Below are 13,303 nucleotides of genomic sequence, written 5' to 3' on the forward strand. Positions count from 1 at the left end.
ACGGCGACTAGGCCAGCGAAGCAAGATACGCCGCGGTCTTCTCCGGCTCGTAGAAGAAGTCCTCGAAGTCCGCCGGGTCATTGAACCCGTTGGCGAAACGGTCGGCGACCGGCTGAAGCTGCCCGGCGGCGCCGATCAGGTTGAGGATGTGTTCCGGCGGCGGAGCCAGCATCGCGTTGGTCCACTTGGTGACGTGCTGGGCGTTGGCCCAGTAGCGCTCGAACGTCTGCTGCATCCAGGCCTCGTCGAACGGCTTGTCGCCGTGTTCCAGGATCGAGCCGAGGTACGAGGCGGCGCACTTGGACGCCGAGTTGGAGCCCTGGCCGGTGATCGGGTCGTTGGCGACGACCACGTCGGCGACCCCGAGCACCAGGCCGCCGCCGGGCAGCCGGCCGATGGGGTTGCGCACGGTCGGGGTGTACCGGCCGGAGAGGGTGCCGTTCGCGTCGGTCAGTTCGACCTTGGTGGCCCGCGCGTACTCCCACGGGAGGAACTTCTCCATGAGTTCCAGGATCAGGGAGAGGTGCTCCGCGGGGTCCTTGACACCGTTGAAGACGTCCAGCGGGCCGCCGGGTATGCCCTCCCAGAACAGGATGTCGGCGCGGCCGGAGGTGGTGAGGGTCGGCATCACGAACAGCTCGCCGACGCCGGGCACCAGGTTGCAGCGCACCGCCTCGAACTCCGGGTGCTCCGGACGCGGACCGAGACCGTGTACGTAGGCGACGGCGAGGGCGCGCTGCGGCTCGCTGTACGGGGAGCGCTCGGGGTCGCGGGCGAACATCTGCACCAGCTCGCCCTTGCCCGCCGAGACCAGCACCAGGTCGTACGTACGGGAGAAGTAGTCGAGGTCGCCGACCGCCGCGCCGTGGATGACCAGCTGACCGCCGCGCTGCGCGAACGTCTCCATCCAGCCGGCCATCTTCACCCGCTGGTCCACCGACTGGGCGTACCCGTCCAGCGTGCCCACCCAGTCGATCGCGCGCTGCGAGGGGCCCGGGTCGAAGGAGCCGGGGGCCGCGACCGAGACGCCGAGTCCTTCGATCTTCGGGGCCTGGGACTCCCAGAAGTTCAGCTTCAGGTCGCGCTCGTGCTGCAGGGCCGTGTGGAACATGCACTGCGTCGACATCACCCGGCCGGAGCGGACCTCGTCCGCCGTCCGGTTCGACATCAGGGTGACCTCGTACCCGTGCGACTGGAGGCCGAGGGCGAGCTGGAGTCCGGACTGACCGGCTCCGACGACGAGTATCTTCCGCATGCGGGTGGTGACTCCTAGGTCGGGTCTACTCGGGTGTTTCGTCGAGCGCGTGGCCGACGAGGGCCAGGAGGGTCTCGATCACGGTGATCCGGCGGCGCGCGTCCATGATCATGACGGGTATGTGCTTCGGGATGGTCAGCGCCTCCCGCACGTCCTCGGGCTCGAACAGCTCACTGCCGTCGAAGTGGTTGACCGCGACGACGTACGGCAGTCCGCAGCTCTCGAAGTAGTCGAGCGCGGGGAAGCAGTCCTTCAGGCGGCGGGTGTCGGCCATGACCACCGCGCCGATCGCGCCGCGCACCAGGTCGTCCCACATGAACCAGAACCGCTGCTGGCCCGGCGTGCCGAACAGGTAGAGCACCAGGTCGTCGTCGAGCGTGATACGGCCGAAGTCCATGGCGACCGTGGTGGTCAGCTTGCCCGGCGTGGCGGTGAGGTCGTCGGTGTCCTCGCTCGCCTCGGTCATCAGCGCCTCGGTCTGCAGCGGCGTGATCTCCGAGACGGAGGTGACCAGCGTGGTCTTGCCGACGCCGAAGCCGCCCGCCACCACGATCTTGGTGGCGATGGGGGCGCGGGTGCGGTCCGTCTGCCAGGACTTCAGGTTCTCGTCGGGTTCGACGAGCGGGGAGACGCCGGGAGCGGCGTCAGAGACGACGGAGTCCACTCAGCACCCTTTCCAGCAGAGCGCGGTCCGGCCGGCCCGTGCCGTGGCCGGTTCCCGTTCCGTACACACGGATTCTTCCCTGGTCCGCGAGATCGCTGAGCAGCACGCGGACCACGCCGAGCGGCATCCTCAGCAGCGCGGCGATCTCGGCCACCGTGCGCATCCGGCGGCACAGTTCGACGATGGCCCGCAGCTCCGGCATGACCGTGGTCTTCAGGTGGCCGTTCGTCAGTTCCTTGCGCTCCTCGGGCGCGTCCAGCGCCGCCACGAACGTCTCCACCAGCAGCACGTGCCCGAAGCGGGTACGGCCGCCGGTGAGCGAGTACGGGCGGACGCGGGCGGGCTTGCGGTCGCCGCCGCGCACCGGGAGCTTCTTCGGCGTACCGGGTGTACTGCTCATCGGGCACTCCCCGTCGGTTCGGACTCCAGGGATTTTCGGAGCTCGCTGCGGAGTTCGGGGGTCAGGACGTGGCCGGCGCGGCCGACGAAGAGTGCCATGTGGTACGCGACCACACTCATGTCGCAGTCCGCGGAGCCGTGTACCCCGAGCAGCGAGCCGTCGCTGATCGACATCACGAACAGGCTGCCCTCGTCCATCGCGACCATGGTGTGCTTCACCGGGCCGAAGTCCAGCAGCTTGGCGGCGCCGATGGTGAGGCTGCCGATGCCGGAGACGATGGTGGCGAGGTCGGCGGAGGAGCCGCGGGGGCCGGTGGGGCGGGCGGCTCTGGTGTCCCGGGCCTGGGCGTTGCGGCCCGGGTCGGAGGAGAGCAGCAGCAGTCCGTCGGAGGAGACCACCGCGACGGAGAGGATGCCGGGCACCTCCTCGACGAGGTTCGTCAGCAGCCAGTGCAGATTGCGGGCCTCACTGCTCAGTCCGAAGGTACTGGGCGCGGTCAACTGCTTGCCTCCTCGACGGTGCCCCCCGTGGATTCTTCGGCATGTGCATGCGCTCGGTCGCTCTCCGCGACGTCGTCGCGGGTGGTCGTTGTCGCGTCGCGGGGTGCGACGGCGCGGGTAGCTGCGGTGCGGGTGACTGCGGCACCGGTGGCTGCGACGGGCAGCGCTGCGTGGTGGTCCGTGGCGTCGTGGGGTGACGCGTCGCGGGTCGTGGCGTCGTGGTCCGTGGCGCCGTGGGGTGACCCGTCGCGGATCGTGGCGTCGTGGTCCGTGACGCCGTGGGATGACCCATCGCGGGTCGTGGCGTCCGGTGTCGGGGTGGACGGTGTTGGCGTCTGGCTCGTGCGCTCGGCGATCTCCGCCTCGACGTCCCGTCGGCCGGCCTCCGCGCCCTGGCGGAAGCCGCCCAGGCGACGGCGCAGCGCGTCTGCGTCGACGGCCCCGGTGCGCGGCCGGGGCGCCGACGCGGGCGCGTTGATCCTGGGCGTGCGCTTGGGCAGCCCTTTGTCAGTAACGGGCTCGGGCTCGTCGCCCTCGTCGGGGGTGCGCTCGTGGGTGTCGGGGCCGATGGCGTAGGGATCGGCGGTGGCGGAGGCGTGCGGCACGGCGTGCTCCGGGGCCGGGGCCTGGTCGGCGGACCCGTCCCGGACCTGCTCGCCCTGCGGGGCGCGCACGGCACCCGGGTCCTGCCGGACCGACCGCTCAGAGGCGCGTTCGGCGGCCGGGTCCTGCTGGACCGACTGCTCAGAGCCCTGCTCGGCCCGCAACTCCTGGGCCCGCTCGCCGTCCGAACCCTGCACGGCCGACCGCTCCGAGCCCTGCTCGGCCCACAACTCCCGGGCCCGCTCGCCGTCCGCATCCTGCACGGCCGACCGCTCCGAGCCCTGCTCGACCCGCGAGTCCGGGCCCCGCTCACCCTCCAGGCCCTGCGCGGCCCTCCGCTCCGGGCTCTGGTCAGCCCGCAACTCCCGGGCCCGCTCACCCTCCGGGCCCTGCGCGGCCCGCCGCTCCGGGCTCTGGTCAGCCCGCGACTCCTGGCCCTCGTCCGCCCCCGCGGCGTCCTCGCTCGGCTGTTCCGGAAGCAGGAGTTCCATCGTGGTCTCGGCCGGGGACTCCGGAGCGTCCTGCTTCGCACGTACCGCGCGCTCCGCCAGTGCCACCAGTGGGTCCGCGTTCTTCGAGCGACCGTGGAGGACGTTGGAGTTGGCCTCCGCGTCCGCGCCGGGTAGAGAGAAGGTGTGCGTGGCCTCGGAGAGGGACGCGGGTGTGGGGGACGGGACGGCGGCCGGTGTGGCCTCCGCGAGCAGCGGCTGGGGCAGGACCACGACCGCCGCGATGCCGCCCTGCTTCTGCTCGCGCAGCTGCACACGCACCCCGTGCCGGTGGGCGAGCCGGGCGACGACGTACAGGCCGAGCCCGAGACCGTCCTCGCCCTCCTGGTCGTACGGCGACTCGGGGTCGAAGTCGGCGAGCCGGGCGTTGAGCCGGGTCATGCGATCGCCCGTCATCCCGATGCCCTCGTCCTGGACGGAGAGCATCACCTCGCCGTTCTCCAGCAGCCAGCCGGAGACCTCGACGGGCACGTCGGGCGGGGAGAACGAGGTGGCGTTCTCCATGAGTTCGGCCAGGAGGTGGGAGAGGTCGTCCGCGGCGAAACCGGCTATGTGCGCATGCGGCGGCAGCGCGGTGATCCGCACCCGCTCGTACCGCTCGATCTCGCTGACCGCGGCCCGTACGACATCGACCATCGGAACCGGGCCCGCGTGCTGCTGGACGTGCTCGGTTCCGGCCAGCACGAGCAGGTTCTCGCTGTGCCGGCGCATCACGGTGGCGAAGTGGTCGAGCTTGAAGAGGGTGGCGAGCCGCTCGGGGTCCTGCTCGCGCTCCTCCAGGCCCTCGATGACCCCGAGCTGACGCTCCACCAGACCGAGCGTGCGCAGCGCGAGGTTGACGAAGGTGCCGCCGATGCTCTCGCGCAACCGCTCCAGCTGCGCGGCCGACTCGCCGAGTTCGGTGCGCAGGCCCTCACGGGCGTCGGCCATCTTCTGCCGCTGGCCGACCAGGTGCTTGCGGTCGGCCTCCAGGGTGGTGATCCGCTCGTGCAGGGCGACGGCGTGCGCGTGCAGGGCGTTGACGGAACGGACCACTTGGGCGAACTCGTCGTTGCGGCCCGTGAACTTGACCGGTTCCTGTGCGGCCGGGTCCTCGGCGGCAGCCAGCCGCGCGGAGCCGAGGCGCAGCACGGCGAGCGGGCGGGTGAGGCTGCGGGCCATGCCGGTGGCGACGCCGACGGCGAGCAGCATCAGGGCGCCGAGGATCGCGATGCGGATCTCCAGCGCGGTGACGTCGTCGTCGCGCAGCTGCTCCAGGGCGGTGGTGCGGCGCTCGTAGAGGGAGGACTCGGCACCGCGCATCAGGTCGATACGGGCGGTGAGGGCGGCGTTCAGCTTGTCGGCGCTGGTGCCGAGGTCCTCGTCGGAGAGGGTGGGCTCGTCGGTGAGGGCGGCGAGGTACTTGTCGGCGGAGTTGACCTCGGGGCCGGTGACCGTGGAGTCGTAAGTGCCGCGGGCGGCCTTGGTGGCGGTGTCCTGGAAGTCGGCGAGCGCGGAGTCGGACCGCAGCCGGGCCTGCTGGGCGGCGGCGGTGAGAGCGGCGCGCTGCTTGCTGTCGGCCTCGGAGGAGACCCTGGTCTCGGTGGGCAAGCCGGTGACGGGGTCGTAGACCGTCTGGGTCGTGCTGGGCACGCTGAGGGCGGCGAGGAGCAAGCCCCGGGTGGCGGCGGCCTGCTGGACGGCGGTGTCGAGTTCGGCGAGGGCGTACGCACCGGAGCCCGCGCGGGGCGGCAGCTGCTCGGCGAGGTCCTCGGCGAGCCGGTGCAGCTCGGCTATGGCGTCGGAGTAGGCCTCGTGCGCCTGCAGAGCAGTGCTCTGTCCGGTGAGCGCCGCCCTTCGTACGGTGGCGATCCCGTCCAGGTCCGAGCGCAGCTCTGCCGGGGTGTCGGTGTTCGCGCGCAGTTCCTCGACCTGCCGGTCGACGCGCGCGCTGCGCTGCTCGGAGGGCGCCTTGGACTTGGGCCGCCCGGCCGCGATGTAGGAGGTGACCTCGTCCCGCTCGTCCGCCAGGGAGTGGGCGAGCGCGAGCGCGTCCTGCGTCTGCCCGCTCAGCGTGACCAGGTCCTGGCTGTCGCTGAGCTGCCCGGAGGCGGCGATCACGGAGGGTGTGCCCGCACCGGCGATGGCGGCGGCCACGACGGCAACGGCCACGATGAGCCGGTTGCGTACGTGGGTCGGGCGGCCCTTGCCGACAGGGGTGCGCTCCGCGCCCCCCTCGGAGGCCGTCTGCTTGCCTGTGCGCCGAGGCCGCGTCTTCTGCACCGGTGCTCGCATTCCTGACTCGTGTACCCATGGGCCCGGGTGACGCCCCGTCAACTGGTGTGCCCGCCACCCGGTACGTACGGTCCCCGACCCTCCCAGTGCCAGTGGTCGGTCATCGCACATCACCCGACCGGCCACCCGAAGGAGTGAACATCGGAGGGGAGTTGGCGGGCAAGTTCCTGCGGCGCTTGCGTCGGCCTGGAAAGGTGCGCCGGTTGGACGTCGGCGGCGGGCTTTGGCAGTATTCGCCGCCACGCCTTCCCGGAGTCCGCCATTCCGGCTCAAATCCGACGGCTGACCTGCGGCGGTACGGTGATTCGGCGACCGTTGCCACCCTTTCGCGGACGCGGTGAAGGGGTCGTGCAGACTGGCCGGATGCGCACGGAACTTGTTTCCCGGCCGGGTGACCCGGCCCGCCCCAACGAGGACTTCGCCAGTGTCGGACTACCCGCCTGCGGACAGGGCGGTTCCCTCGTGGTGCTGGACGGGGTGACCCCGCCGAGGGACGGCACCGGCTGTCTGCATTCCGTTCACTGGTACACCGCCCGCCTGGGCGGGGCCCTGACCGAACTGACCGTTTCACTCCCGGATGTTCCCCTGTCCGACGCCCTGGCCCGTGCCATCGCGCGTACCGCCGAGGCGCACCGGGAAACCTGTGACCTTTCTCACCCGAGAACCCCGCAGGCAACCGTGGTCCTCGCCCGCTGGTCACGGGAGACCGTCGAGTACCTGGTCCTCTCCGACTCGGTCCTGCTGGTGGAGTCCCCCGACGGCCTGGTCGCCCCCCACCTCGACGACCGCCTGGCCCGGCTGCCCCGGGCAACCCTGGCCACCGACGCCCTGATCGACGCCACGGTCCGCAACAAGGAGGGCGGCTTCTTCACGGCGGCCGCGGATCCGTCGGTGGCCGAGCGGGCGGTGACCGGGGTGCTGCCGCGCAGCCGAGTGCGGGCGCTGGCCGCGCTGACGGACGGCGCGACCCGGTGGACGGAGACGTTCCGGGAGGGCGACTGGACGGACCTGTTCACCTTCGTGCGCAAGAACGGCGTGGAGGCGCTGGTCGACCGGGTACGGGCACGGGAGATCGCCGACCGCGAGGAGCGGACGTATCTGGGCCGCAGCAAGACCCACGACGACGCGACGGCCGTGTACGCGGAGCTCTGAGGCGGCCTGCGCTACTTCTCCATCCCGGAGTTCAACTGGTGCAGCAGCCGAGCGAGTTCCGCCACCTCGCGGCGGTCCCAGTGGGCGAGCTTGCTGACGTAGCGGGCGCGGCGGGCCTCCCGGACGCGCTGCACCCGGGTCCGGCCCTCATCGGTCAGGTGCACCAGCCAGGCCCGGCCGTCCGCGGGGTCGGGTTCGCGGGCCACCAGGCCCAGCTCCTCCAGGGCGCGCAGCTGACGGGACATGGTGGCCTTGCCGACGCCGATGTAGGCGGCGAGCTCGGTGGCCCGCTGCCGGCCGCACTCGTCCAGGCGTACGAGCAGTCCGTACGCCGCCGACTCCAGGTCGGGGTGGACGGCGCGCGCCATCTCGCCCTGGTTCGCGCGGGCCCGCCGCAGGAACACCGTCAGCTCGCGCTCCAGCGCCAGGAACTCCTGGTCCACACCACTTGGCGACGCGTCCGCTTCGCCTCGATGTCTGCCGTCGTTTCCGCCCTCGTGCACGTCAGCACCCTGATCCATTTTCCCGGTCCTGAAAGTTGTCGCCAGGCGGCCGGTATCGCCGCAGCTCCGTCAGTATTTCGCAGGCGTAGACCAACGGCAGCCTCCGACCCCCCTTCCCACCCGGTGGTCTACGTGCGTAGCGTCTTCGACCAGGCACTGACTGGCATGCACACGCCAGGCGATTCCCCACACGAGCACCACCGAGTCTTCGAAAGGCACGCCATGCCCGTGCACAGACCCGGAACCACCCGACCTCGGCGGCTCACCCTCGTCGGGATCCTGCTCGCCGCCCTGACCCTCGCCCTCTCCCCCGCCCTGACGGCCCCGGCCGGCGCGGCCGACGTGCCCGCACGCGGCACCGCCCACATGGGCATGGGCGTCGTGGCGCACGACGGCCAGCACGGCACGCCCGCTCCCGGCAACGCCACCCAGACAGAAGGCGTCGACGTCAGCAGCCACCAGGGCAACGTCGCCTGGCAGTCCCTGTGGGACAGCGGCGTCAGGTGGGCGTATGTGAAGGCCACCGAGGGGACGTACTACGAGAACCCGTACTTCGCCCAGCAGTACAACGGCTCGTACAACGTCGGCATGATCCGCGGCGCGTACCACTTCGCCACCCCCGACACCACGAGCGGCGCCGCACAGGCGAACTTCTTCGTCGACAACGGCGGCGGCTGGTCCCGCGACGGCAAGACGCTCCCCGGCGCCCTCGACATCGAGTGGAACCCGTACGGCGCCACCTGCTACGGCAAGACGCAGAGCCAGATGGTCTCCTGGATCCGCGACTTCCTGAACACCTACAAGGCCCGCACGGGCCGTGACGCCGTGATCTACACGGCAACCAGCTGGTGGACCCAGTGCACCGGCAACTACTCGGGCTTCGGCGCCGGCAACCCGCTGTGGATCGCGCGCTACGCGTCGACCGTGGGGACGCTGCCGGCGGGGTGGTCGTACTACACCATGTGGCAGTACACCTCGACCGGCCCGATCGTCGGTGATCACGACCGGTTCAACGGGGCGTACGACCGGTTGCAGGCGCTCGCCCTCGGATAGCTCCGGACGGACACGGCGCTGCCCCGCCGGTCGAGGGACGGCGGGGCAGCGAACCGGTGCGGCTCAGTCGCGGTCGTGCTTGTCGTTCTTGTCGCGGTCGTGCTTGTCGTTCTTGTCGCGGTCGTGCTTGTCCCGCTTGTGGTGGTCGTCCTTGTCCTTCCAGTGACTGTCGTGCTTGTCCTTCCAGTGGCGGTCGTGGTCGTGATCGTGGTGGTCGTGGTGATGGTGGTCGACCTTGACCCACTTGCAGTGCTTGTGCCAGTGCCCGTGCTTGTGGTGCTTGTGGAACCAGCAGTGCTTGTACGAGTGCCCATGGTCACCGTGCTGGACGACCGTGCTCACGGCCGATTCGGGCATCGGGGACGCCGAGGCCGCGCCCGCCGAGAGGAACATCCCTCCGGCGGCCACCGCACCCGAGGCCACGAATGTCGCGAGACGGATTCCACGCTTCGGCTTCGGACGGACTTCCTGCTTGTCTTCCTTCGTGCGCATCGCGGGTTTCTCCTACTCTCCGAGGGCCCTTCGCACTGTCCGGTGTGTCCGGTGAGGCCCGCACTTCAAGTAGGCCGAAACGTGGCAAATGGGTCATGTTCCGAAGATTCGGGACTTGACGCCACGCGGAATGGGGGTTACAAGGCGAAGGCCCGGGCCTCCCTCACGGGACCCGGGCCTTCCCTTTTCCGATCGCGTCCGTCACGCCGCGACCGGAACCTCCGGCGCCGCGCCGTGCGTGGCCGGCGACAGCGCCAGCTGCAGGACCTGGCGGACATCGGTGACGGCGTGGACGTCGAGCTTGTCCAGCACCTCCGCCGGGACGTCGTCCAGGTCGGGCTCGTTGCGCTTGGGGATGATCACGGTGGTGACGCCCGCCCGGTGCGCGGCGAGCAGCTTCTGCTTCACGCCGCCGATGGGCAGCACGCGGCCGGTCAGCGAGACCTCACCGGTCATCGCCACGTCCGTGCGGACCAGGCGGCCGGAGAGCAGCGAGGCCAGCGCGGTCGTCATGGTGATGCCCGCGCTCGGGCCGTCCTTCGGCACCGCGCCCGCCGGGAAGTGGATGTGCACGCCCCGGTCCTTCAGGTCGGCGACCGGCAGCTCCAGCTCGGCGCCGTGGCTGCGCAGGAAGGACAGGGCGATCTGCGCGCTCTCCTTCATCACGTCGCCCAGCTGGCCGGTCAGGGTCAGCCCCGCCGCGCCCGTCTCCGGGTCGGACAGCGACGCCTCGACGTAGAGGACGTCACCGCCGGCGCCCGTCACCGCGAGCCCGGTCGCGACGCCCGGCACCGACGTCCGCCGCTCGGCCGGGTCCTGGGCGGACTCGGGCACGTGGTGCGGCCGGCCGATGAGACCGCGCAGGTCGGCGTCCGTGACGGTGAACGGCAGCTTCCGCTCGCCCAGTTCATGCTGGGCGGCCACCTTGCGCAGCAGCCGGGCGACCGACCGCTCCAGGTTGCGCACGCCCGCCTCGCGCGTGTACTCGCCGGCCAGCTTGCGCAGCGCGCTCTCGTCGAGGGTCACCTCGTCCTTGTCCAGCCCGGCACGCTCCAGCTGACGGGGCACCAGGTGGTCGCGGGCGATGACGACCTTCTCGTCCTCGGTGTAGCCGTCGAGCCGGACCAGCTCCATACGGTCGAGCAGGGCCTCCGGGATGGCCTCAAGGACGTTGGCGGTGGCGAGGAAGACGACGTCGGACAGGTCGAGTTCGACTTCGAGGTAGTGGTCGCGGAAGGTGTGGTTCTGCGCGGGGTCCAGGACCTCCAGCAGGGCCGCGGCCGGGTCGCCACGGAAGTCCGACCCCACCTTGTCGATCTCGTCGAGCAGCACGACCGGGTTCATCGACCCGGCCTCCTTGATGGCGCGGACGACCCGACCGGGCAGCGCGCCGACGTACGTACGCCGGTGGCCGCGGATCTCGGCCTCGTCACGGACGCCGCCCAGGGCGACCCGTACGAACTTGCGCCCCATGGCGTGCGCCACGGACTCACCGAGGCTGGTCTTGCCGACGCCGGGCGGACCGACCAGCGCCAGCACGGCACCGCCACGCCGGCCACCGACGATCCCGAGCCCGCGCTCGGAACGGCGCTTGCGGACCGCCAGGTACTCGGTGATCCGCTCCTTCACGTCCTCAAGGCCGGCGTGCTCGGCGTCCAGCACGGCCTTCGCGCCCTGGATGTCGTACGAGTCCTCGGTCCGCTCGTTCCACGGCAGTTCGAGCACGGTGTCGAGCCAGGTGCGGATCCACGAACCCTCGGGCGACTGGTCGGAGGCCCGCTCCAGCTTGTCGACCTCCTTCAGCGCGGCCTCCCGCACCTTCTCGGGCAGATCGGCGGCCTCGACCCGGGCGCGGTAGTCGTCCGACTCCTCGCCCTCCTGCTCGCCGTTCAGCTCACGCAGCTCCTTGCGTACGGCCTCCAGCTGCCGCCGCAGCAGGAACTCCCGCTGCTGCTTGTCGACGCCCTCCTGGACGTCCTTGGCGATGGTCTCGGCGACGTCCTGCTCGGCGAGGTGGTCGCGCAGCTGCTGGGTGGCGAGCTTGAGGCGGGCGACGGGGTCGGCGGTCTCCAGCAGCTCGATCTTCTGGTCCAGGGTCAGGAAGGGTGAGTAGCCCGAGTTGTCGGCGAGGGCGGACACCTCGTCGATGGCCTGCACCCGGTCGACGACCTGCCAGGCGCCGCGCTTCTTCAGCCAGGCGGTGGCGAGCGCCTTGTACTCCTTGACCAGCTCGGCGACATGCCCGGGCAACGGCTCCGGCACGCTCTCGTCGACCCTGGTCCCCTCGACCCACAGCGCCGCACCCGGCCCGGTGGTCCCGGCGCCGATCCGCACCCGGCCCCGCCCTCGGATCAGGGCACCCGGGTCACCGTCGGCGAGCCGTCCGACCTGCTCGACCGTGCCGAGCACACCCGTGCTCGCGTAGGTGCCGTCGATGCGGGGCACCAGCAGCACCTTGGGCTTGCCCGGCGCGGATCGGGCAGCGGCTTGCGCGGCCTCCACCGCGGCCCGGACATCTGCGTCGCTCAGATCCAGCGGAACCACCATCCCGGGCAGGACGACCTCGCCGTCGAGCGGCAGCACAGGCAGGGTGAGCGGTGTGGACGTCGAAGCCATGATCTCCCCTTCGGCAGTCAAGTTGAGCTATGCCGACTCAATGCTTGGGCGCGGCGCATTGTTCCCCGGGGCGCGTTCGCTGTGAGCGATCACTGGGAGGGAGGGTTGGGGAGGGAGGGACCGGGGGCTCAGTCCGACTGCTGTTCGTGGGAGGCGGGGGTGCTGCCTGGCTGAGGCTGAGGGCCGGTGAAGTCCGGGCGGGAATAGCCGAGGTGGGGGATGCGGCTGGTCGGCGAGGCCGTGACGGGGCCCGGGGGCGAGCCGGGGTCGGCCACTGCCGCCCGCAGGAAGGGCAGGATGCCGCGCTCCATCAGGGCCTCGCGCCAGGCTTCCCTGGCCCGGGCCACCTCGTCGCCGAGTTCGTCGCGTCCGGCAGTCGACGAGCGCTGGTTGCGCAGTGCGGTGACGAGCAGCCCGACGGCGGCCACCAGGATCGAGACGGCGGTCACCGCGCCGAACACCCAACCGGTGGTGATCAGGGTCCGGGCGAAGTCCGGCTCGGGATCGAACATGGTCAGGAGGTACCCGACGAACAGGAAGATCGCGGCCGCCGTACCACCGACGACGGGGGCGAGGACCGCGGTGACGACGAGGGCGCTCGAAGCGTCGCCCTCGGGAACCCCTTCCCCGGCACCGGCGAGCGGCGCCGGGCGGCGCAGTTCCTCGCGAACCTGCACGTAGTGCTGGTACTGGCTCGCGGCGGACGCCGTGATGAGCGCGGTGGCGTTGAGCGCCATGGCGCGCAGTTGATCGGGGTTGAGCCGCTGTCCCACAGCGGCCAGATCAGGCCGGTGGGGTGCGGAGCGCAGCGCCTCGTCGAGGAGCCGCTCGTATTCCTGGCGGTCCTCGCTCAGCAGATGCTGCGGAACGGTGTTCGTCGCTGCCGGGGCGTGGGCAACGGCCTTGTACGGTGCGGGCGTCGGTCCCGGAGCGGGTCTCGGCTCAGGCGCAGGCGCCGGAATTGACGCGGATTCCGCCTGCTCGCTCGCGCTCACCGCCACAGCCGGGGCCTCCCGCTGCGGCCCCACCCGCACCCCCAGCACCGCGGCCAACAACCGCCTGCCGAACGGCAGACGACGCCGCGCCGCGACCTCCGCGGGCGCGCGTCCGGCACGCTCGACGCCGAGCAGCGACGCGGCGACCCGGCGTCCGAAGGAGGGCCGGTCGGTCATGACATCCCCTCCTCACCCACGGCCTGCCCGTGCGGCAGCGACGGCGTACCCCGGCCGCCCCTCAGCGGCCCGCGCCCCGTTCCACCCGCCGGATCGGCACGCCGCCCGTT

The 13,303-nt window shown here is 71.3% G+C and carries 11 protein-coding genes; 2 read left to right on the forward strand and 9 right to left on the reverse strand.

Going from position 1 to position 13,303, the window contains the following annotated elements:
• Positions 1-7: 7 nt before the first annotated feature.
• The 5 genes from SSP24_RS38045 to SSP24_RS38065 are packed head-to-tail and all read right to left on the reverse strand — an operon-like array spanning position 8 to position 6,205.
• Positions 8-1,255, reverse strand: coding sequence for a styrene monooxygenase/indole monooxygenase family protein (locus tag SSP24_RS38045; protein WP_141315112.1), 1,248 nt, complete (start codon positions 1,253-1,255; stop codon positions 8-10).
• A gap of 25 nt (positions 1,256-1,280) precedes the next feature.
• Positions 1,281-1,919, reverse strand: coding sequence for a GTP-binding protein (locus SSP24_RS38050; protein WP_141315114.1), 639 nt, complete (start codon positions 1,917-1,919; stop codon positions 1,281-1,283).
• Complete coding sequence (locus SSP24_RS38055; protein ID WP_141315116.1) at positions 1,900-2,319, reverse strand: DUF742 domain-containing protein; 420 nt, start codon at positions 2,317-2,319, stop codon at positions 1,900-1,902. The genes SSP24_RS38050 and SSP24_RS38055 overlap by 20 nt, the downstream gene beginning before the upstream one ends.
• Positions 2,316-2,819, reverse strand: coding sequence for a roadblock/LC7 domain-containing protein (locus tag SSP24_RS38060; protein ID WP_141315118.1), 504 nt, complete (start codon positions 2,817-2,819; stop codon positions 2,316-2,318). The genes SSP24_RS38055 and SSP24_RS38060 overlap by 4 nt, the downstream gene beginning before the upstream one ends.
• Positions 2,816-6,205, reverse strand: coding sequence for a sensor histidine kinase (locus SSP24_RS38065; RefSeq protein ID WP_444546199.1), 3,390 nt, complete (start codon positions 6,203-6,205; stop codon positions 2,816-2,818). Before SSP24_RS38065 ends, SSP24_RS38060 begins: the two co-directional genes overlap by 4 nt.
• Before the next feature lie 363 nt (positions 6,206-6,568).
• On the opposite strand from SSP24_RS38065, the gene SSP24_RS38070 reads away from it, so the two are divergent.
• Positions 6,569-7,357, forward strand: coding sequence for a protein phosphatase 2C domain-containing protein (locus SSP24_RS38070; protein WP_141315120.1), 789 nt, complete (start codon positions 6,569-6,571; stop codon positions 7,355-7,357).
• Between the two features lie 11 nt (positions 7,358-7,368).
• Here the strand turns inward: SSP24_RS38070 and SSP24_RS38075 are convergent, their stop codons facing one another.
• A complete protein-coding gene (locus tag SSP24_RS38075; protein ID WP_229865193.1) occupies positions 7,369-7,878 on the reverse strand; it encodes a MarR family winged helix-turn-helix transcriptional regulator in 510 nt (169 codons plus the stop codon).
• 204 nt (positions 7,879-8,082) lie between these two features.
• Here SSP24_RS38075 and SSP24_RS38080 point away from each other — a divergent pair, with 204 nt between their 5' ends.
• On the forward strand, positions 8,083-8,913 hold the full coding sequence (locus SSP24_RS38080; protein WP_141315122.1) for a lysozyme: 831 nt from the start codon (positions 8,083-8,085) through the stop codon (positions 8,911-8,913).
• 63 nt (positions 8,914-8,976) lie between these two features.
• Here the strand turns inward: SSP24_RS38080 and SSP24_RS38085 are convergent, their stop codons facing one another.
• From SSP24_RS38085 to SSP24_RS38095, 3 genes are all read right to left on the reverse strand, one after another.
• Positions 8,977-9,405, reverse strand: coding sequence for a hypothetical protein (locus tag SSP24_RS38085; RefSeq protein ID WP_141315124.1), 429 nt, complete (start codon positions 9,403-9,405; stop codon positions 8,977-8,979).
• A 201-nt stretch (positions 9,406-9,606) separates the two neighbouring features.
• The gene (lon, locus tag SSP24_RS38090; protein WP_141315126.1) at positions 9,607-12,021 is read right to left on the reverse strand and encodes an endopeptidase La; all 2,415 of its coding nucleotides are present in this window, start codon (positions 12,019-12,021) and stop codon (positions 9,607-9,609) included.
• A 128-nt stretch (positions 12,022-12,149) separates the two neighbouring features.
• Positions 12,150-12,878 (reverse strand): hypothetical protein, encoded by a 729-nt coding sequence (locus SSP24_RS38095; protein WP_141315130.1) that lies wholly within the window; start codon positions 12,876-12,878, stop codon positions 12,150-12,152.
• Positions 12,879-13,303 lie beyond the last annotated feature (425 nt).

The organism is Streptomyces spinoverrucosus (assembly GCF_006539505.1).
GTDB lineage: Bacteria > Actinomycetota > Actinomycetes > Streptomycetales > Streptomycetaceae > Streptomyces > Streptomyces spinoverrucosus.